This is a genomic window from Nocardia sp. NPDC060259 (genome assembly GCF_042728775.1).
GTDB lineage: Bacteria > Actinomycetota > Actinomycetes > Mycobacteriales > Mycobacteriaceae > Nocardia.
The window spans coordinates 84,558-101,055 of sequence record NZ_JBHXAY010000013.1; the positions used below are offsets into that span (position 1 = coordinate 84,558).

Annotated in this window: 19 protein-coding genes and 1 pseudogene; 12 read left to right on the plus strand and 8 right to left on the minus strand. The window is 68.4% G+C overall.

The window, feature by feature from the left end; genetic code table 11:
- Nucleotides 1-53 precede the first annotated feature (53 nt).
- Entirely contained in the window at nt 54-1,247 is a 1,194-nt protein-coding gene (locus ACFWF2_RS08390; protein WP_379305957.1) for a hypothetical protein, read from the minus strand.
- A 60-nt stretch (nt 1,248-1,307) separates the two neighbouring features.
- Nucleotides 1,308-2,189: a LysR family transcriptional regulator gene (locus ACFWF2_RS08395; RefSeq protein WP_379305959.1), complete on the minus strand. Its 882-nt coding sequence runs from the start codon at nt 2,187-2,189 to the stop codon at nt 1,308-1,310.
- A gap of 124 nt (nt 2,190-2,313) precedes the next feature.
- Between ACFWF2_RS08395 and ACFWF2_RS08400 the strand changes: the two genes are divergently transcribed.
- From ACFWF2_RS08400 to ACFWF2_RS08420, 5 genes are read left to right on the plus strand one after another with little or no spacing between them, the layout of a single operon-like run.
- Nucleotides 2,314-3,756 (plus strand): form I ribulose bisphosphate carboxylase large subunit, encoded by a 1,443-nt coding sequence (locus tag ACFWF2_RS08400; protein ID WP_379305961.1) that lies wholly within the window; start codon nt 2,314-2,316, stop codon nt 3,754-3,756.
- An 8-nt stretch (nt 3,757-3,764) separates the two neighbouring features.
- Complete coding sequence (locus ACFWF2_RS08405; protein ID WP_379305963.1) at nt 3,765-4,187, plus strand: ribulose bisphosphate carboxylase small subunit; 423 nt, start codon at nt 3,765-3,767, stop codon at nt 4,185-4,187.
- Nucleotides 4,177-5,196: an AAA family ATPase gene (locus tag ACFWF2_RS08410; RefSeq protein ID WP_379305965.1), complete on the plus strand. Its 1,020-nt coding sequence runs from the start codon at nt 4,177-4,179 to the stop codon at nt 5,194-5,196. Before ACFWF2_RS08405 ends, ACFWF2_RS08410 begins: the two co-directional genes overlap by 11 nt.
- The gene (locus ACFWF2_RS08415) at nt 5,181-6,272 is read left to right on the plus strand and encodes a class 1 fructose-bisphosphatase (protein WP_379305967.1); all 1,092 of its coding nucleotides are present in this window, start codon (nt 5,181-5,183) and stop codon (nt 6,270-6,272) included. The genes ACFWF2_RS08410 and ACFWF2_RS08415 overlap by 16 nt, the downstream gene beginning before the upstream one ends.
- Nucleotides 6,273-6,280: 8 nt before the next feature.
- On the plus strand, nt 6,281-7,159 hold the full coding sequence (locus ACFWF2_RS08420) for a phosphoribulokinase (RefSeq protein ID WP_379305969.1): 879 nt from the start codon (nt 6,281-6,283) through the stop codon (nt 7,157-7,159).
- On the opposite strand, the gene ACFWF2_RS08425 is transcribed toward ACFWF2_RS08420, so the two are convergent.
- The 4 genes and pseudogenes from ACFWF2_RS08425 to ACFWF2_RS08440 form a co-directional block, all read right to left on the minus strand.
- Entirely contained in the window at nt 7,160-7,513 is a 354-nt protein-coding gene (locus ACFWF2_RS08425) for a PLD nuclease N-terminal domain-containing protein (RefSeq protein ID WP_379305971.1), read from the minus strand.
- Between the two features lie 113 nt (nt 7,514-7,626).
- On the minus strand, nt 7,627-8,862 hold the full coding sequence (gene dinB / locus ACFWF2_RS08430) for a DNA polymerase IV (RefSeq protein WP_379305973.1): 1,236 nt from the start codon (nt 8,860-8,862) through the stop codon (nt 7,627-7,629).
- Between the two features lie 32 nt (nt 8,863-8,894).
- Nucleotides 8,895-9,203 carry a flavodoxin gene (locus ACFWF2_RS08435; RefSeq protein WP_379305975.1) on the minus strand — a complete coding sequence of 103 codons (309 nt, stop codon included), beginning with the start codon at nt 9,201-9,203 and terminating at the stop codon, nt 8,895-8,897.
- A gap of 104 nt (nt 9,204-9,307) precedes the next feature.
- A pseudogene (locus tag ACFWF2_RS08440) lies at nt 9,308-9,856 on the minus strand (sigma-70 family RNA polymerase sigma factor); the annotation flags it as partial.
- Between the two features lie 180 nt (nt 9,857-10,036).
- Here ACFWF2_RS08440 and ACFWF2_RS08445 point away from each other — a divergent pair.
- Genes ACFWF2_RS08445 through ACFWF2_RS08475 form a run of 7 tightly spaced genes read left to right on the plus strand, consistent with a single transcriptional unit; the run spans nt 10,037 to nt 14,238 of the window.
- Complete coding sequence (locus ACFWF2_RS08445) at nt 10,037-10,414, plus strand: BlaI/MecI/CopY family transcriptional regulator (protein ID WP_379085899.1); 378 nt, start codon at nt 10,037-10,039, stop codon at nt 10,412-10,414.
- A gap of 10 nt (nt 10,415-10,424) precedes the next feature.
- Nucleotides 10,425-11,537: a winged helix DNA-binding domain-containing protein gene (locus ACFWF2_RS08450; RefSeq protein WP_379305978.1), complete on the plus strand. Its 1,113-nt coding sequence runs from the start codon at nt 10,425-10,427 to the stop codon at nt 11,535-11,537.
- A gap of 60 nt (nt 11,538-11,597) precedes the next feature.
- Nucleotides 11,598-12,677, plus strand: a complete 1,080-nt coding sequence (locus ACFWF2_RS08455; RefSeq protein ID WP_379305980.1) for a dihydrodipicolinate reductase — start codon at nt 11,598-11,600, stop codon at nt 12,675-12,677.
- Nucleotides 12,674-13,153, plus strand: a complete 480-nt coding sequence (locus ACFWF2_RS08460) for a carboxymuconolactone decarboxylase family protein (RefSeq protein ID WP_189028763.1) — start codon at nt 12,674-12,676, stop codon at nt 13,151-13,153. The genes ACFWF2_RS08455 and ACFWF2_RS08460 overlap by 4 nt, the downstream gene beginning before the upstream one ends.
- A gap of 19 nt (nt 13,154-13,172) precedes the next feature.
- Complete coding sequence (locus ACFWF2_RS08465; protein WP_379305982.1) at nt 13,173-13,586, plus strand: NUDIX domain-containing protein; 414 nt, start codon at nt 13,173-13,175, stop codon at nt 13,584-13,586.
- Nucleotides 13,583-14,083 (plus strand): hypothetical protein, encoded by a 501-nt coding sequence (locus tag ACFWF2_RS08470; protein ID WP_379305984.1) that lies wholly within the window; start codon nt 13,583-13,585, stop codon nt 14,081-14,083. The genes ACFWF2_RS08465 and ACFWF2_RS08470 overlap by 4 nt, the downstream gene beginning before the upstream one ends.
- Nucleotides 14,008-14,238: a VOC family protein gene (locus ACFWF2_RS08475; protein WP_379305986.1), complete on the plus strand. Its 231-nt coding sequence runs from the start codon at nt 14,008-14,010 to the stop codon at nt 14,236-14,238. Before ACFWF2_RS08470 ends, ACFWF2_RS08475 begins: the two co-directional genes overlap by 76 nt.
- Before the next feature lie 8 nt (nt 14,239-14,246).
- Here ACFWF2_RS08475 and ACFWF2_RS08480 read toward each other — a convergent pair whose 3' ends face one another.
- Together ACFWF2_RS08480 and ACFWF2_RS08485 are read right to left on the minus strand one after the other, a co-directional pair.
- Entirely contained in the window at nt 14,247-15,668 is a 1,422-nt protein-coding gene (locus tag ACFWF2_RS08480; RefSeq protein WP_379305988.1) for an MFS transporter, read from the minus strand.
- Between the two features lie 14 nt (nt 15,669-15,682).
- Nucleotides 15,683-16,498: thioesterase family protein (locus ACFWF2_RS08485; protein ID WP_379305990.1), on the minus strand; the 816-nt coding region annotated here is incomplete at its 5' end.

Consider the following 16,498-nt stretch of genomic DNA (forward strand, 5'->3'; position numbering starts at 1 on the left):
CCCCCTGGCGACGACCGTACCCGCGGCACGGGTGAGCGTCCACGGTGTCGCGGTCAGCGACGCGGCGGCAGCCCGAATTCGGCGCGGATGCCGGTGAACAGCAGCTCGACCTGGTCGCCGAAGGTGATCGCGGCTTCGTTGAGCGCCGACAGCGCGCCCTGCAGGGGATCGGCGTGGCGGGCATGGAACAGGGTGTTGACGGCGAAGTGCGGTCGGCTGATGGTGCCGCGGTCGTAGGGATTCGGTCGACGCGCGGGTCTGTCGGCGCGTTCCCGGGCGACGGCCTGGAACCGGCCTGCGTCAGGGCCGTATTGGTCTTCGTCGAGCCGGGCGAAGGCGGCATCGGAATCCCGGAACGGCTCGGGGAACGGTTCCCCGGAGCGCAGTGCCGCGAGCGCGGGACGCACCCACGGACGCTCGCTGAGCCCGGCGAATTCGTAGGCGCGCAGCGCGCAGTACTCGCTCAGCTTTCGGAGCCGATCGGCAGGCATCTCGGCGATCGACTCGGCGAGCGCTCGGTCGTAGCCGGCGAGATCGCGAGCAGAGTAGACGTCGGCGAGCGCGGCGATGGGCTCGCCACCCCACGCTTCACGTTCCTGCTGCTGCCACCCACGTGCCTGGTCGGCCGAGCGATCGTTCGTCGCGAGATTCTCCCCGCCGAAGGGGATTTCGAGGTGGGGAACCTGCCGGGGCGCAAGGTCCTCGGGATCGAGGCGGATGCCCGAGTCGATCAGGGGCGGTGCCTCGATATTGACGTCGTGCCCGGGAGCATTCCAGATCAGTGGCGGCCGCAGAACGCTCCCGTCGTCGGGCCACAACCGGATCCGCCAATGGTCGCCAGGGGTGGTGGTACCGGGCCAGCCGTACCCGACGAACCCGGTGCCCGCGATGTCGACGATGTAGTCGCCCGGCGGAACCGGTGCGGCTTCCCAGGTGTCCACCGGTGAGCTGATGTTCAGTCCGTATTCGCCGATGTGCAGCCGGGCTTCGCTGATCTGTTGCCAGTCGGCATCATCGGCGGGCGGACGCGTCGCCCAGACCTGCACGACGAGCGGCATCTCGAAGTTGTTCTGGTGTGGACTGCGCACCACGACGGTGTGCCCGTCACCGGCGGACGGCCCTTCGACCAGCGCCGCCTCCAGCAACGACAGCTCAGCGTCCTCCTCGCCCTCGCCACCGTGCAGGACGAACTGGCCGTAGTCGAGAAACAGCTCGAGGTGATGTTCGGCGTCCGGATGTCGGGTCATGCGCGGCATCGTGGCACGACGCACCGACAACTCGGCCGATCCAGGGCGGAGCCGGTCCCGCTACGGCCCGATCGTGGCGTGGAAAGCGTCTGTCCCGGTTTCGAGCGGATCGATGAGGTGGGCCAGAAACAGCCGGGTCGCCGGGGTTGGGGTCGGGGTCGTGACCGCGTGCCAGGCGCGGTCGAGGGGGGTGCCCGGCACGTCGATCGTGTGCAGCGCACCGGATTCCAGGTGCTCGCCGACGGCATCGGAGTGGATGAGGGTGATACCGAGCCCCTCGCGCGCGGCAGCGATGACCGCGCCGTGCGAACCCAGGGTCAGCGTCGGCGGGTCGATTTGGAGACGGTCGATCAGCGCGAGTGTCGCTTCGCGGGTGCCCGAACCGTTGCCGCGCAGTAGCCAGGTGGTGTGGCGTGGATCGTGGGTGTCGCCGGCGCCGACGACGACGAGGGTGCTCGGGCGTCGCGCCTGGATGACCAGGTTCGCCGCGTGTGGGGGGCGGCCCGCGATGACGAGATCGGTCTCGTGGTGCTGCAGTTCGAGAAACAGCACGTCACGGGGCTGGATGGACAGGCTCAGTTCCACATCGGGGTAGCGGTGACGAAACGAGGCCAGCGGCCGCAGCACCACCGATTCGCCCGCGGTCGCGACGACGCCGATCCGTAGCCGGCCTGCCTCGGCCTGCCGGACCGCGGCGTGCGCTTCCTTCATGAGGCCGAGGATCCCGCGGCAGTACTCGGCGTAGACCCTGCCCGCCTCGGTCAGGGCGATCCCCCGCCCGGACCGGGTGATCAGTTTGGCGCCGAGCTGCTTTTCGACATGGGCGACCGCGGCCGACACCGCCGCCTCGGTGACATGCAGCTGGGCGGCCGCGCGGCGAATGCTGCCCAGCCGGGCCACCGCGAGGAAGGTTTCCATCCGCCCCGCGCTCACCCTGCCCATTACCCGACGGTAGCAAACTCAACGTTTCGGTTGAGCGTTCCCAGAAACATTCACATTGTTTGTGACGGTCGCGGGCCCCATCCTGGAATTCGATAGGCGCCCAGCCGATTCCACAGGAGGAACCATGGCGGAAGAAACCGAACGGGATCGTTGGGATCCGGGTGTTCAGTCGTACGCGTCGATGGGATATTACGCACCCGACTACGTGCCCTCGGATACCGATGTGCTCGCGGTGTTCCGGGTGACCCCGCAGCCTGGCGTCGATCCGATCGAGGCCGCGGCCGCTGTGGCGGGCGAATCGTCCACTGCCACTTGGACTGTTGTGTGGACCGACCGGCTCACCGCTCACTCGAAGTATCAGGCGAAGTGTTACCGGATCGACGAGGTGCCGGGCAGGCCGGGCGAGTACTTCGCCTACATCGCCTACGATCTGGATCTTTTCGAGGAAGGGTCGATCACGAACCTCACCTCCTCGGTCATCGGTAATGTCTTCGGATTCAAGCCGCTGCTCGCGTTGCGGCTCGAGGACATGCGTATTCCGGTGGCCTATGTCAAGACCTTCCAGGGCCCGCCGCACGGCACGGTGATGGAACGTGAATATCTCAACAAATACGGCAGGCCACTGCTGGGCGCGACGGTGAAACCGAAACTCGGTTTGTCGGCACGCAATTACGGCCGGGTGGTCTACGAGGCCTGCAAAGGCGGCTTGGATTTCACCAAGGACGACGAGAACATCAACTCCCAGCCGTTCATGCGCTGGCGCGACCGCTACCTGTTCGCGATGGAGGGCGTGAACCGGGCGATGGCCGAGACCGGCGAGATCAAAGGCCACTACCTCAACGTCACCGCCGCCACCATGGAGGACATGTACGAGCGCGCCGAGTTCGCCAAGGAACTGGGCTCGGTGGTCATCATGATGGACCTCACCGTCGGCTACACCGCGATGCAGTCGATGTCGAAGTGGGCGCGGCGCAACGGGGTACTGCTGCACCTGCACCGGGCGGGCCATTCGACGTTCACCCGGCAGAAGACGCACGGCGTGAGCTTCCGGGTGCTGGCGAAATGGTGCAGGCTGATCGGTGTCGACCATGTGCACGCGGGAACCGTGGTGGGCAAATTGGAAGGCGATCCGGCGACCACCCGCGGTTTCTACGACACCTTGCGCGAGAACCACATTCCCACCGATCTGGGCAACGGCATCTTCTTCGACCAGGACTGGGCGAGCCTGCCCGGGGTGATGCCGGTGGCCTCGGGCGGTATTCACGCAGGCCAGATGCATCAGCTGCTCGATCTGTTCGGTGACGATGTGATCCTGCAGTTCGGTGGCGGCACCATCGGTCATCCGCTGGGGATCGCGGCAGGCGCCGAGGCCAACCGGGTGGCGCTGGAAGCGGTGGTCAAGGCGCGCAACGAGGGTCGCGACCTGATCAAGGAGGGGCCCGACGTGCTGCGCACGGCAGCCTCGACGTGCCGTCCGCTCGAGGTCGCGCTGTCGACCTGGGGTGATGTCACCTTCGATTACACGTCCACCGACGCACCCGACGCGGTGCCGACGCCGAGCCTGTAGGGAGCACCATGTATCTGCGACACGGGACGTTCTCGTATCTGCCCGAGTTCACCGACGAAGAGATCGCGGCGCAGGTGCGCTACGCGCTGCTCAACAACTGGCCGGTGTCGATCGAGTACACCGACGATCCGCACCCACGCAACACCTACTGGGAGATGTGGGGGTTGCCGCTGTTCGACCTCGACGAACCCGACGGGGTGATGGCCGAGATCAACGCCTGCCGGGCGACGTTTCCTCGCCACTACGTGCGGGTCACCGCCTATAACGCGACCTACACGAAACAGACGACGGCGCTGAGCTTCCTGGTGCAGCGCCCCGCCGAGGAGCCCGGTTTCGAACTGGCGCGGGCCGAGGGCTCGGATCGCCGCCAGATCTACAGCCTGCGCTCCTATGCCACCGATCGTCCGCAGGGACAGCGGTATGGCGGCTGACGGATCCGCAGGCGGATTCCGGTTGCCGCGGCCGGGCGTCACCGACGCCCGGCCGTCGCGCCCGCCCGCCGAGGGCGCCACCGCGACCGAGGAACTGCTGAGCGAGGACGCGCTGTTGGATCTTTCTCTCGACCTGGCAGGCCACGACGTGGCCGAAACGCTGGCCGCGCTCGACGCGGAGCTGATCGGCCTGGCGAATGTGAAGGAACGGGTGCGCGAGATCGCGGCGCTGCTGATGATCGACCGGGCGCGGCGGCGCTTCGGGCTGGAGTCCTCGCGGCCGACGATGCACATGAGCTTCACCGGCGGACCCGGCACCGGGAAGACGACGGTGGCGTTGCGGATGGCGCAGATGCTGTACGCGCTGGGCTACATCCGGAAACCGAAGGTGCACACGGTGACCCGTGACGACCTGGTCGGCCAGTTCATCGGCCACACCGCGCCCAAGACCAAGGAGGCGATCGCCAAGGCCGCGGGCGGTGTGCTGTTCATCGACGAGGCGTACTACCTGTTCCGGCCCGAGAACGAGCGCGATTACGGGCAGGAGGTGATCGAGATCCTGCTGCAGGAGATGGAGAGCGAGCGGGCGAGCCTGGTCGTCATCTTCGCCGGTTACCCGGATCGGATGGACCGCTTCTTCTCGGCCAATCCCGGGCTGTCCTCGCGGGTGGCGCATCATCTCGAGTTCGCCGACTACACCCACGAAGAACTCATGGGCATCGCCGAATTGATGGTGACGGGGGAGAACTTCCGCTTCGACGCGGCCGCGCACGTCGCGTTCGCGGAGTATCTGACGGTGCGGATGACCCGGCCGCGGTTCTCGAATGCGCGCAGCGTGCGCAATGCGATCGACCGATGCCGGCTGCGTCAGGCCAAACGGCTCGTCGAGGCGGCGCGGCCGCTGTCGAAGACCGACCTGATCACCCTGTGCGACCGGGATGTCTACGGCAGCAGCGTGTTCGACGACGCGGGGCAGGAGGTGGCCGCGACGCCATGCCCGACGGATTGAAGACCCTCACCCGCTACACGATCGAGGAGGAACACCGCCATCCCGGTTCGTCGGGCGAGTTCTCGGCGCTGGTCAACGTGGTGGCCACGGCGACCAAGATCATCGCCAACCAGGTGACGCGCGGTGCGATCATCGGATCGGGCCGCGACGACGACGAGCCGCTGTCGGTGAGCAGGCGGCTCGACGCGTTGACCGACGAGATCATGGTGGCTCAGACCCAGTGGACCGGGCACCTGTCGGGGTTGCTGTCCGAGCAGCGCGCCACCGCGCTGCCGGTGCCCGCGACTCAGCGGCGCGGCAAGTATCTGCTGGCCTTCGACGCGCTGGACGGGTCGAGCAATATCGACGTGAATCTGCCTGTCGGCTCGATTTTCAGCATTCTGCGCGCACCGCAGGAGGTGCTGGCAGGCACCGCGGAGCCGGGCGACGCCGACTTTCTGCAGCCCGGTGTGGCGCAGGTGTGCGCCGGGTTCACCCTCTACGGCCCCGCGACCATGCTGGTGCTCACCACCGGTAGCGGGGTCGACGGGTTCACTCTCGATCGGGAGATCGGCGCGTTCGTGCTGACCCATCCGCATATGCGGATCCCCGACGACACGTCGGGTTTCGCGATCAACGCGGCCAACGAACGGTTCTGGGAACGTCCGGTGCGCCGCTATGTGCAGGAATGCCTGGAGGGGGTGGACGGGCCGCGGGGACGTGACTTCAACATGCGCTGGGTCGCCTCGCTGGTCGCCGACACCTTCCACATCCTGACCAGGGGCGGGATGTACCTGTATCCCCGCGATACCCGCAATCCCGCACGGCCGGGCCGGGTTTCGCTGTTGTACGGGGCGAATCCGATCGCGTTCATCGTCGAGCAGGCCGGTGGTGCGGCGACCACCGGGCACGACCGGGTGATGAAGGTGCCGCCGGCCGAGGTGCACCAGCGGGTGCCGTTCATCTTCGGTTCCCGCAACGAGGTGCTGCGCATCGAGCGCTACCACTCCGAGCCGGACGCCGGTCCGAGTTTCGACAGCTCGCTGTTCGGCTCGCGGTCGCTGTTCCGTCCGGCCAAGCACGATCAGCGCAAGTAGGAGTCGCCATGTCGGTCAAGCATCCCGTTGTCGCGATCACCGGTTCGTCCGGTGCGGGAACGACCAGTGTCACGCGCACGTTCGAGGAGATCTTCCGGCGCGAAGGGATCAGCGCCGTCGTGGTGGAAGGCGATTCGTTTCACCGCTACGACCGCTCGGAGATGAAGATCGCGATGGCCGAGGCCGAGCAGCAACGCAATACGACGTTCTCGCATTTCGGCGAGGACGCGAATCTGCTGCCCGAATTGGAGGCGCTGTTCCGGGATTACGGTGAGTCCGGCGTCGGGCAGGTGCGCAAATACCTCCACGACGACGAGGAGGCGAAACCGTACGGGCAGCCGGCGGGCACGTTCACGTCGTGGGAGGATCTGGCGCCCGGCAGTGACCTGCTGTTCTACGAGGGGTTGCACGGTGCGGCGGTGACCGACGCGGTCAATGTCGCCCGATACACCGATCTGCTGGTCGGTGTGGTGCCGATCATCAATCTCGAGTGGATCCAGAAGGTGTACCGGGACAAGACCCATCGCGGATATTCCAGCGAGGCGGTGATCGATACGATCCTGCGCCGGATGCCGGACTACGTGAAATACATCTGTCCGCAGTTCTCGCGGACCTATGTGAATTTCCAGCGGGTGCCGACGGTGGACACCTCGAATCCGTTCATCGCGCGCAGTATTCCCACGGCCGACGAGAGTTTCGTGGTGATCCGGTTCGCCGATCCGAAGGTGATCGACTTCCCGTATCTGCTGTCGATGCTGCACGATTCGTTCATGTCGCGGCCGAACTGCATCGTGGTGCCGGGCGGGAAGATGGAACTGGCGATGCAGTTGATCTTCACGCCGCTCATCCTGCGGTTGATGGACAAGCGGCCCAAGCGATTCGTGTGATCAGGCCTGATCCCCGTCGCGCTCGGCCTGCTGCCTGCGGGCTTCGCGACGCTGTTGTTCGGCGCGTTCGCGCAGCGAGCGCAAGAACGCTTCGTCGTCGTCGGGGTTGGTCGCGACAGCGCGGCCGGGCCGATCGTATTCGCTGAAGCGGGTGGTCGACGCGGGCCGCGACGGGGTGATCGGCCTGCCGGCGAACAGCCACAGCAGGGCGCCGATCGTCGGGACGAGGACGACCACGAGCACCCATCCCATCTTCGGCAGATGGCGGATCCCGTCGTCGGGACTGGTGACGATGTCGACCAGGCAATACACCCACAGGGCGAGGGTCAGGAAGCCGAGGACGGCGTAAGGCATGCGCCGACTATCCCATGGCGCCCACCGCACCTCGGTGGTGGGCCGCCCCGGCGGCGATGGCGGCCTTCGGTTCCCACGGAGCAGCCGGTCGACGCGGCCGCGGCTGATCGCGATCAGTCCGGAAGCAGCGGAACCGACAGCCCCTCACCGCTCTTCAGCAGTGCCGCGCGCGTGATGGCGGCGGAACCGAACCGGCGGCGCAGATCGTCGAGCGTCGCGTCGAGGGTGTTGTCGGCGCGGGGCTCCAGCGGCAGGGTCAGCTGCATGGTGTCGGCGTCGTCGAGATTGGTCAGCGACAAGCCGATCAGGGTGATCCCGCGTTCGGCGATGAGCGGTTGGGCGGTGTCGAGCAGCAGCCGAGCGGCGTGCCGGATGGACGCGGTGGCGTCGGTCGCTTCCGCCAGCGTGTGCGAGCGGGTCGCGCGGGTGAAGTCGTCGAATCGCAGGCGCAGGATGACGGTGCGGCACACCCGGTCCGCGGCGCGCAGGCGGCGGCCGAGGCGGTCGGTGAGGCCGTCGAGGTAGGCGGCGATCTCCTCGGGTTCGCGGTGGCGACGACCGAGGGCGCGCTGGGCACCGATCGATCGCCTGCGTTTCCCGGTCTCGACGCGCCGGGGATCGCGCGCCCAGGACAGGGCGAACAGATGCCGGGCCGCACCGGCTCCGAGGATGGCACGCAGGTGCGGTTCGCCGAGTTCGGCCAGCTGCCCTACCCGGGTGATGCCGTTGGCGTGCAAAGTCGCGGCGGTGACGGCGCCGACACCCCATAATCGCTCGACCGGCAACGGGTGCAGGAACTCCAGTTCCCGGCCGGGCTCCACCAGGCGCAATCCGTCGGGTTTGGCGACCGCCGAGGCCACCTTGGCGAGGAACTTGTTGCGCGCGATACCGACCGAGATCGGCAGGCCGACCTTGCTGCTGACCTCCGCCCGCAGGGCGCGGGCGATCTCGATCGGCTCGCCCCTGATCCGTCGCAAGCCACTCACATCGAGGAACGCCTCGTCGATCGAGATCCCCTCCACGATCGGGGTGGTGTCGCCGAACACCGCGAACACCGCCTTGCTCGCCTCGGCGTAGGCCGACATCCGCGGCGGGACGACCACCGCGTGCGGACACAACCGCAACGCCTGACCCGCGTTCATCGGCGTCCGGATCCCGAACGCCTTCGCCTCGTAGCTCGCGGCCAGCACGACCCCGCCGCCCACGATCACCGGCTTGCCGCGCAACCACGGCTGATCACGCTGCTCGACCGAGGCGTAGAAGGAATCCAGGTCGGCGTGCAGGATCGACGCCTCGGCGCGGGACTGGATGCGCGGGCGGCGCGGCACAGCGGAATCGGACACGAACATATGTTCGCATCGAGGTACGACCAAAACGGCCGTCAGGCCGTGGCGGTGGTCCTTGCCCGCAATTTCTCGGCGAACGCGCGGGCCGCGGCGATGTCGGTGGCGTCGGGGTGGCCTTTGCGGATGCCGCCGACGAGGCGCAGGGGCAGCCAGGTATCGAAGCCGCGGCAGCCGAAGAGGTCGACCACGTCGAAGCCCTTCTTCTCGATGCTGCGGGTCAGGGTGCGGGTGTAGCGGCGAAACGGTGGTTCCGGGAATCCGCTGGTGCGGAACACGAACGCGCTGCCGCGGTGCGCGACCGGCAGGGCGGTGATGAACCGGCGCAGCTCCGGGTGAAAATTCATGTTGTAGATGCCCGATCCGAAGCCGACGAGGTCGTAATCGGCGAGTTCGGCCGGGTCGATGTCGCCGGTAGCGACGACGCGGGCGCCGAGCACCTGGGTGCGCCGACGTCACCGGTGTCGACGGCCAGCAGGAAGCGGCCGATCACCGCACGGCTGGTGGCGGAGTCGGGTTCGAACCGACGGCGACGGGCCGCGACGTGCGCGCGGGCCCGGTGCGCGATCTGACGGACGGCGGTATCGGTCTTGTCGATCATCTCCGCGATCTCGCCGTGGCCGTGGCCGAACACCTCCGACAGCACGAACACCGCCCGCTCGGTGGGGCCGAGGGTTTCCAGCACGAGCAACATGGCCATCGACACCGACTCGGCCAGCAGCACGTCGTGCCCGGCGTCGGGGGTGGTGCGGATCGGTTCGGGCAGCCAGGTGCCGACGTAGTCCTCGCGGCGGCGGCGCACCGTCCGCAGATGGTTGATCGCCTGACGGGTGACGATCTGCACCAGGTAGGCGCGCGGATGCGTCACCTCGGTCGCGTCGCGCCAGCGAAGGTAGCTGTCCTGCAAGACATCCTCGGCGTCGACGGCACTGCCGAGGATCTCGTAGGCGATCGTGAACAGCAGCGGCCGGAAGGTGTCGAACGGGTCGGGTTCGGTCATCGGGCCACCCCTGCGCAATGCATTCGCCGATGATTCCGCGAGACGGCGAGCCGGTGCAACCACACCCACCTCGCATGTCATACCGCGAGCGGTTGCCCAGCGGTAACCCCTCACCTGGACCGTGCCGGTACTGTGAAGCCGGTTTCAGGCAGTCGGTGGTGATGAGGGAGTCGGTAGGCGGTGCGTGGTTTCGGGGATCTCGAAGCGGTGCTGATGGACCGTCTCTGGGATCGCGACGTGGATTCGACGACGGTGCGCGAGTTGTTCGACGAGCTGGCCGCCGAACGCGACATCGCCTACACGACGGTCATGTCGACCATGGACAACCTGCACCGCAAGGGCTGGCTGGCCAGACAGCGCGACGGTCGCGCCTACCGCTACTGGCCGACGATGACGCGCGAGGAACACAGCGCCCAGCTCATGCACGAGGCGCTGGGCATCGGCGGCCGATCAGATCTCGTGCTCAGCCATTTCGTCGACCGGATCAGCGACGACGAATTCGCGGGCCTGCGGGCGGCGCTGCGGCGGGTTGCCACGCGACGCAGCGAGGAGAACTAGGGGAGTGGGCGTGCTCGAAGTCGGGTGGGATCAGGTTTTCGCGTGGCGGCTGGGCAGGCAGTTCGTCACCGAGCCGACAGTGAATGGAGCCGAGGCCGTCGCGGCCAGGCTCGCCGGAGTGCAGGCGCAGGTCGCCTCGGCGGCGGAGACCGCGGTCGCGCTGCGCAGCGGCGTCGCCGGGCAGGACGCGGTGGCCGACGCGCTCACGGCCGGCTCGCTGGTCAAGACGTGGGCGATGCGCGGCACCCTGCACGCGATGGTGCCCGAGCAGGCCGCGGCGGCACTGTCGCTGATCGGGTCGGCCCGGACGTGGGAGAAGCCGTCCTGGCAGAAGACTTTCGGCGCGACGCCGGATCAGGTGGCGGCCTTGGTCGTCGCGGTGTCGAAGATTCTCGCCGATCAGGTCCTGACGCGCGACGAGCTCGTCGAAGCCGTTCTTGCCGAGCCCGGTTTCACCCACCTCGGCGAACAGTTGCGCTCCGGCTGGGGTGCGGTGCTCAAACCGCTGGCCTGGCAGGGCGCGCTGTGCCATGGCCCGGCGCGCGGCACCAAGATCACCTTCACCAGTCCGGCGCACCTGATCCCCGGCTGGACCGGCGTGCCGCAACCGGACGCCGCCGCGCCGACACTGATCAGCGCCTATCTCGGCGCCTACGGTCCGGGGACGCCGGAATCGTTCGATGCCTGGCTCAGCCGCAACAGCCTGCGCAAGACAGTCGTGCGTGGCTGGTTCGCGGCGATGGGTGATGCGCTGACCCAGGTGACCGTCGAGGGCCGGACCGGCTGGCTTCCCACCGAGTTCGTCGACGAGCTCGCCACCGCCACCCTCGACGGCACGATCCAGCTGCTCGGCCCGTTCGACCAGTACATCCTGGGCCCAGGAACCTCCGACACCGCGGTACTGCCCGCCGAGCACCGCGCCAAGGTCAGCAGAACGGCAGGCTGGATCTCCCCGCTGGTGCTGGTAGACGGTCGGGTCGCCGGGACCTGGGACCGGGTCGACGACGAGGTGGTCGTCTCGCTGTTCGGCACGGGCCGATTCCCGAAACGAGCGCTGTCCGCGGCGGCCGACCGCCTCGCGGAGGCGCTCGGCGACACCGCGCTCACGGTACGCGAAGGCTGACCCCGAACCGGGATTCCAGATATCCCGGACACCGAACCAAGCGCTTGCTACGCTCGCGCGATGATCCCCACGATCGTCTGGGGCACCGGCAATGTCGGCCGAGCGGCCATCCGTGCCGTGGCTGCCCATCCGGCGCTGGAACTCACGGGGGTGCTGGTGCACAACCCCGACAAGGTCGGCCGTGATGCCGGTGCACTCGCCGGACTCGACTACGGACTAGGGGTGCCCGCGTCCGCCGACATCGACGCCCTGCTCGCTTCGGGTCCGCGCGCGGTCGTCTACGCGGCCTCCGGCGACATCCGTCCCGATGACGCGCTCGCCGACATCGTGCGCGCGATCCGTGCGGGCGCTGTCGTCGTGACCCCGGCTCTCTACGCGCTCTACGACCCGGTCAACGCCCCCGCCGAGATCCGCGACCCGGTACTGGAAGCCATTGCCGCCGGCGGTGGTTCGCTGTTCGTCTCCGGAGTCGATCCCGGCTGGGGCAACGATGTGCTGCCGCTGTTGATCAGTGGGCTCGCCACGACCGTGGATGTGGTGCGCTGCCAGGAGATCTTCGACTACTCCACCTACGACCAACCCGACTCGGTGCGGTATCTGGTCGGGATGGGTCAGCCGATGGACTATCAGCCGCCGATGCTGCTGCCGTCGGTCCCGACGATGGTGTGGGGCGGGCAGATTCGGCTGATGGCCAGGGCGCTCGGCGTCGAACTCGACGAGATCCGCGAGACCCTGGATCGGCGTGCACTCGACGCGACCGTGCAGACGGTGCAGATGGGTGAGTTCGAGGCGGGCACCCAAGGCGCGGTGCGGTTCGAGGTGCAGGGCATCGTCGACGGTGAACCGCGCATCGTGATCGAGCATGTCACCCGCATCCATCCGAGTTGCGCGCCGGACTGGCCGACGCCTCCGGACGGCGACGGCGCGCACCGGGTGATCATCGAGGGCACGCCTCGCATCGAGGTCAGCGTCGAGGCCACCGCCGAAGGCGGCAACCGGGCCGCGGGCGGAAACGCCACGGCGGTGGGCCGATTGGTCAATGCCATCGACTGGCTCGTCGACGCCGAACCGGGACTCTACGACGCACTCGATGTGCCGCTGCGGGCCGCGGTCGGCAAACTCGGAAGGAAATCGCCATGATCATCGACATTCCCGAGGGCAAGGACCCGATCGGTTACGTCTGGGGCGAGATGGTGCCCGGCATCGGTGTCGCCGCCGCCGCGTTCTCGCTGTCGGTCTACGAGCACTCGACCCTGGGGCTGCGTGAGTTCGAGGCGGCGCGGCTGCGCATCGCCCAGATCAACGGGTGCCTGTTCTGTCAGGACTGGCGCACCGAACGCGACGGGCAGAAGGTCGAACCGGAGTTCGCCGACGCCGTGACGAACTGGCGCACCACCGATCGGTTCGACGAGCGGGCCAGGCTCGCCGCCGAATACGCCGAACGCTACGCCACCGATCATCACGGCCTCGACGACGAGTTCTGGGCCAGGATGTTCGAGCACTACACCCAGGCCGAGCTGGTCGAGCTGAGCATGAGCATCGGGTCCTGGCTCGCCTTCGGCCGCCTCAACCGGGTCCTCGGTCTGGATACCGTCTGCGTCCTGCCAGGTCACTGACCGCGATAGGCTGCGGGCCGTGGTGGACTCTCCGGTACAGCAGCTGATCGACACGGTGGCCTGGGTACTGATCGAGGACGGGCGCATCCTGTGCGCCCGACCCCGGGGCAAGGACGTGTTCTTCATTCCCGGCGGCAAACGGGAAGGCGCCGAAACCGACCTGCAGACCTTGGTCCGCGAGGTCGCCGAGGAGCTGACCGTCGACCTGGCCGCCGACAGCGCCGTCCACGTGGGCACCTACGAGGCCGCGATCGCCGACGGCCACGCCACCGTCGTCCGGATGGCGTGCTACACCGCCGAGTACCGCGGTGTGCTCACCGCGAGCAGCGAGATCGACGCCTTGGCCTGGTTCGGCTACCACGACCGGGATCTGGTGCCGCCGGTCGACCAGCTCCTCTTCGACGACCTCGCCGCAGCGGGTTCCCTACGATGACCGGCCGGGGCGGCGGTATCTGGCGGACCATCGCGTACGGCCTGCTCGCCCTGCCGTTGGCCCTGACTCCCGTCCGCACCCGATTGCGCGTTCCCCGGCGGCTGCTGCACGAACCGGTCTCCGCGCAGGGGGTCTCGGCGCTGCGTTGCGTGTCGCACTCCGTGCTGTCGGCCGGGGTCGGGATCGTCGCCTGGTTCCTGATGATGCTCACCATGCTCGGCCTGGTCCGCGGGCTCGCCTATCCCCTGGTCGCCGCGAGTGACTACGAAACATCCTGGGGTGGACCCACACTGGCAGGCGCGTGGCTGGTCCACGCGGCGGTCAGCCTCGTGATAGCCCCCGTATTTCTCGGTATCGTCGCGCTTCTCGGCCGGTTTCAACTCCGGTTGACCCGCACTGTCCTCGGCCGAGCCGGGTCCTGGTGGTTGATTCCCGTCGCCGTCGGATTCACCGCGGCGGGGGTTTTGTTCTTCGTCGCCTGGGTGCGGCAGATCTGATCTTTGCGCGTTCCTGCGACGATATCCACAGCACCAGGGACCAGCTGTCAGCCGCCGGGGTCGATGTCAGCGAGGTGACCACCCAACCGTGGGGCACCTACATCACCGCTACCGACCCCGACGAAAACAAGGTCATGATCACCCAGCACCGGTAGCTGCCGGGTCAGGTTGCTACGAGGCCCGGCTCTTGCTGATCGACCGGTTTCACGGCCGGTGTCGTAGGGCGGATACCGAGGCCGATGAGGCCCGCCAGGATGGCGACGGCGGCGGTGACGTACCAGGCGCGCTGGAAGGCCTCGAGAGTGGCCGCCGGGGTGGTGGGTGAGCCGAGCAGGGCGACGAGGATCGCGACACCGACCGCGAGGCCGAGCTGGCGGGCCATGCTCAGCACCGCGGTGCCGGTCGCGAAGCGGTGCGGGGGAAGGGTTCCCGCGCCTGCGGCGAACGCGGTGGGCAGCGTCAGGCCGACGCCGAGGCCGGTGAGCAGCATGCCGCCGAGCATGCCGGATACGTAGTCCGGCGCGAGTTCGGCTGCGCGCGCCCACCACAGCAGGCCACCGCCGAAGGCCAGCCCGCCCGCGGCGATCACGGGGCCGCTGCCGATGCGGTTGATGAGTTTGCCCGCGGCGACGGCCACGAACGGTACGACCAGCGGTCCCGGCGCGATCGCCGCGCCGGTCTGCAGGGCCGACCATCCCCACACGTTCTGCGCCCACAGCGTGACCGACAGCAACATCCCAGCGAACGCGATCTGGAACACGAGCGAATTCGCCGCCGCCAGACTGAAATTCGGGGCACGTAACAACGCGGGATCCACCACCGGGCTGTGGTGGCGCGCCGAGGACACGGCGAACACCACGCCGAGGCCGACGGCGACCGCGAACGCGGCCAGGACACCGGGCGACGTCCAGCCCCATTCGGGCCCCTGGACCACGGCCAGGATGGACGACCCGACCGCACCGATCAACGCCACCGCACCCAGCAGATCGGGCAGCGGACCGTGCTCGGCGGGTGGACGCGGCAGTGTGCGCACACCGATGACCAAGGCCACCAACCCGATCGGCACATTCACCAGAAACACCCAGCGCCAATCGAGCTCGACGAGCAGACCGCCGATCACCGGCCCGAGCGCGGCGCCGAGACCACCGAACGCGACCCACAGCCGGACCGCGCCGGCCCGCCGCTCCGGTGGCGTCGCGGCCAGAACCAAGGCCAGCGAGGACGGCGTCAGCAACGCGCACCCGACGGCCTGGACAATGCGGAAAACGACGAGCGACTCCACATTCCACGCGACCGAGCACAGTGCCGAACCGAGCACGAACACCGCGAGCCCGGCCAGGAAGGTCGCGCGATTGCCGTTGCGGTCACCGAGGCGACCGGCGGGAACCAGCAGGGCGGCGAACACGATCGCGTACAGGTTGAGCACCCAGGACAACGCGGTGAGCCCCGCACCCAGGTCGGCGGCCATGGCGGGCATGGCGACATTGACGATGAACAGGTCCAGACTCGACAGCAGGACGCCGGTCGAGACCACGGCGAGGACCACCCGGGGATCGGTGGCACGCTCGGCGGCAACAGAATTCATGCGCAGACCCCCGATCAGCCGAGGACACGGCGGGTTTGGCGGGCGGTGGCGAGCAGGACGCCGTCGCGGTCCCAGATGTCGGTGTCGTCGACAGACCAGCCGTCCCCGGTGCTGACATTCGCGGCGCGCACCAGCACCGGCGCGGCGCCGATCCCGGCGAGGTCTGCGTGCAGCTGCAGCGACAAGGTGACGGTTGGCACCGCGACCGGCGCTGTGAGCAGCGGGAACAGGCCGGGCGGCAGCGCGTCGGCGAGCACGGCCAGGCTCGGTGCGTCGATCGTCAGCGCCGGATCGAGGCCGATCCAGGCGCACATCATCGCCTCGTCCGCACCGCTGAGCGGCAGCGGACCCGCGGCGGGCCGGATCACGAAATGCGCTCCGACCGGGACGATCTCGGGCGGGAGCTGGAACGGCGCGCAGTCCTGTGGTGCGGCGACAGCCGGCGCGGGGCGGGCGGTGTGCGCGCCGGTCCCGGTGGCGGCGGTGGCGCCGAGGGTGACGGTGGCCGCGGCGACCGGTGCGCCGTTCTGTGCGGCCAGGACGTCGAGGATCGTCGTACTGCGCCCGACGGTGTGCTCGGTGGCGCTCAGGGTGAACGAGCCGGTGGCGGGGCGGCCGAGGAATCGCACGTCGGCGGCGCGCACCGGGTAGTCGCGGGTGCTCGCCCGCTGCGCGGTCTCGATCAGCAGGCCTGCGAGCGTGCCGCCGTGTGGGCCGGTCCAGCCGCGCCAGGAATCGTCGACGTCGGCGTGCCAACGCCCCGATCCGGTGGCGGTGAGGCTGAATTCGGCACCGAGCCGCCCAGTGAGTTTCATCATGCAACTCAAGAT

Excerpts from the sequence above, each read along its gene's own strand:
- ACFWF2_RS08390 (WP_379305957.1), bottom strand. The coding sequence starts at position 1,247 with ATGACCCGACATCCGGACGCCGAACATCACCTCGAGCTGTTTCTCGAC.
- ACFWF2_RS08395 (WP_379305959.1), bottom strand. The coding sequence starts at position 2,189 with ATGGGCAGGGTGAGCGCGGGGCGGATGGAAACCTTCCTCGCGGTGGCC.
- ACFWF2_RS08400 (WP_379305961.1), top strand. The coding sequence starts at position 2,314 with ATGGCGGAAGAAACCGAACGGGATCGTTGGGATCCGGGTGTTCAGTCG.
- ACFWF2_RS08405 (WP_379305963.1), top strand. The coding sequence starts at position 3,765 with ATGTATCTGCGACACGGGACGTTCTCGTATCTGCCCGAGTTCACCGAC.
- ACFWF2_RS08410 (WP_379305965.1), top strand. The coding sequence starts at position 4,177 with ATGGCGGCTGACGGATCCGCAGGCGGATTCCGGTTGCCGCGGCCGGGC.
- ACFWF2_RS08415 (WP_379305967.1), top strand. The coding sequence starts at position 5,181 with ATGCCCGACGGATTGAAGACCCTCACCCGCTACACGATCGAGGAGGAA.
- ACFWF2_RS08420 (WP_379305969.1), top strand. The coding sequence starts at position 6,281 with ATGTCGGTCAAGCATCCCGTTGTCGCGATCACCGGTTCGTCCGGTGCG.
- ACFWF2_RS08425 (WP_379305971.1), bottom strand. The coding sequence starts at position 7,513 with ATGCCTTACGCCGTCCTCGGCTTCCTGACCCTCGCCCTGTGGGTGTAT.
- dinB (WP_379305973.1), bottom strand. The coding sequence starts at position 8,862 with ATGTTCGTGTCCGATTCCGCTGTGCCGCGCCGCCCGCGCATCCAGTCC.
- ACFWF2_RS08435 (WP_379305975.1), bottom strand. The coding sequence starts at position 9,203 with ATGAATTTTCACCCGGAGCTGCGCCGGTTCATCACCGCCCTGCCGGTC.
- ACFWF2_RS08455 (WP_379305980.1), top strand. The coding sequence starts at position 11,598 with ATGATCCCCACGATCGTCTGGGGCACCGGCAATGTCGGCCGAGCGGCC.
- ACFWF2_RS08460 (WP_189028763.1), top strand. The coding sequence starts at position 12,674 with ATGATCATCGACATTCCCGAGGGCAAGGACCCGATCGGTTACGTCTGG.
- ACFWF2_RS08470 (WP_379305984.1), top strand. The coding sequence starts at position 13,583 with ATGACCGGCCGGGGCGGCGGTATCTGGCGGACCATCGCGTACGGCCTG.
- ACFWF2_RS08480 (WP_379305988.1), bottom strand. The coding sequence starts at position 15,668 with ATGAATTCTGTTGCCGCCGAGCGTGCCACCGATCCCCGGGTGGTCCTC.